3 protein-coding genes are annotated in these 2,202 nt (G+C 65.1%); all 3 read left to right on the top strand.

Translation table 11 applies throughout. The annotated features are described in order from the left end of the window. A partial coding sequence (locus Q4C89_RS14865) for an alpha/beta hydrolase (protein ID WP_368493246.1) occupies positions 1–288 on the top strand: 288 nt, incomplete at its 5' end. Between the two features lie 141 nt (positions 289–429). Then, entirely contained in the window at positions 430–1,665 is a 1,236-nt protein-coding gene (locus Q4C89_RS14860) for a sorbosone dehydrogenase family protein (RefSeq protein WP_303103400.1), read from the top strand. Position 1,666: 1 nt separating this feature from the next. Further along, positions 1,667–2,202 (top strand): superoxide dismutase family protein (locus Q4C89_RS14855; RefSeq protein WP_303103399.1); only part of this gene is annotated, 536 nt, incomplete at its 3' end.

The following is a 2,202-nucleotide window of genomic DNA, read 5'->3' as shown; positions in this document are numbered from 1 at the left end:
GCCCGGCGCTACGGCGGCGTCTTTGCCTTCTCCGGCGGGCTGATTGGCCCCGACGGCACCCCCCGCGACTATCCCGGCACGCTGGACGGCACGCCCATTTTCATCGGGTGCAGCGACGTGGACAGCCATGTGCCCCTGGCCCGCGTGGAGGAAAGCGCCGAGATTCTGGCCGGGCACGGCGCGAAGGTGGACAAGCGCATCTACCCGCAGATGGGCCACACCATCAACAGTGACGAGATAGAGGCCGTGCAGCGGATGCTTCAGGAGGTTTCGGCCCGCAGCGTGTAAGAGGCCAGGGGGGCGGCAGTATTTCGGCTCCCCCCTCTCGCCCCCTGTAGCTGACTTTAAGGCTTGTTAAATGGCCCGAAATAGTGCCTTACTTTGCAGAGTTTACGCTTCTTTCCCGACACGATGTTCTGTGGAGGAACCATGCGCAAACCCTTACTGACCGTCCTTTCGGCGGCCTTTTTTGTGTCGGCCCACGCCCAGCAGCCTGCTCCCACGCCCCGCCCGGTGCCACCCGCCGAGCCGCCCGCGACGGTCACGGCGACGCGCAACGAACCGGCGGCGCTCCAGTTTTCGTCCGACAAACTCTCTCGCCTGAAGGTGCCTGCGGGCTTTGAAATCAGCGTGATGGCGACCGACCTGGGCAACGCCCGGATGCTGCACGTGATGCCCGACGGCGGCATCTACCTCTCGCGCCGTCAGCAGGGCGACATCTGGTACCTGAAAGATGTCAACAAGGACGGCAAATTCGACGCCACCGAGCGCCGCAAAGTGGCCGAGAACATGAAACTGGTGCACGGCATCGACACCCGTGGCGGCAAGCTCTACGCCGTGGGCGAAAAGACCATCTGGGTCATGGACATCGCCAAGGACGGCAGCCTGAGCGTGCCCCGCGTCTTCGCCGACGGTTTCCCCGACGCCGGACAGCACCCGGCCCGGCAACTGGCCTGGGGACCGGACGGTTACCTGTACGCGTCGTTCGGCGCGACCAACAACGACACCCCCACCCAGAACCCCGAAGAAGCCACCGTGCTGCGCCTCAGCCCGAACGGTCAGTACCGCGAGGTCTATGCACGCGGCCTGCGTCACACCATCGGTATGGGCTGGCATCCCGTGACCAAGACCTTCTACGGCATGGATCAGGGCAGCGACTGGCACGGCGACAATATTCCGCCCGAGGAACTCAATGTCCTCAAGCGCGGCAAGAACTACGGCTGGCCCTTTTGCTACGGCGCGAAGATTCCCGACCCCTACGTGAACGTCGCCAACATTCCCGGCAAGATCACCAAGGCCGAGTACTGCGCGACCACCGAGCCGAGCACCCTGAACTACACCGCCCACGCCGCCGCCATCGCGCTCAAGTTCTACACCGGCAAGCAGTTTCCCGCCGAGTACCGCAACGACGCCTTCGTGACCTTCCGTGGCTCGTGGAACCGCAATGAGCCTAGCGGCTACGAAGTGGTGCGCGTGGTCTTTAACGACCAGAACAAGCCCGAAAAATTCGAGCCGTTCGTGACGGGCTTCGTCTATCAGGAAGACGGGCAGTGGAAGCAGTTCGGGCGCGTGGCGGGTCTGGCGACCTACACCGACGGCAGCCTGCTCTTCACCGACGACCAGAGCGGCGTGATTTACCGCGTGCGCTACGTGGGAGGCAAATAAGATGCACCGGACACTTCTTCTGACGGTTCTTTCCCTGGGACTGGCCTCGGCGGGCGCGGCCCAGTCCGGCCTGCCCCTGAGTGCCACCGCCACGCTGCGTGACCCGGCGGGCACGGTGCTGGGCAGCGCCAGTTTCGTGCAGCAGGGCGAGGGCGTACGCGTCAGCGTGCAGGTGCGCGGCCTGACCCCCGGACAGCACGGCATGCACATTCACGAGTTCGGGCGCTGCACCCCCGGCGTGGACGCGGCGACGAACAAGGTGGTGGCTTTCGGCGGTGCGGGCGGTCACTTCGACCCCGGCATGAGTAAGAACCACGACCAGCCGACCACCGACAACAAGCACGGGCACGGCGGCGACCTGCCGATGCTGACGGTGGGCGCGGACGGCGTCGGCCAGGCCAATTTCACCACCACCAAGGCCAGCCTGACCGGGCAAAACGGCATTCTGGCCCGCTCCATCGTCATCCATGCCAAGGCCGACGATTTCAAATCCGACCCGGCGGGCATGAGCGGGGCGCGTGAACGCTGCGGCGTCAT

The sequence above is a fragment of the Deinococcus sp. genome, from assembly GCF_030523985.1.
Lineage (GTDB): Bacteria > Deinococcota > Deinococci > Deinococcales > Deinococcaceae > Deinococcus.
This window is presented reverse-complemented; position numbering and strand designations above follow the sequence as displayed.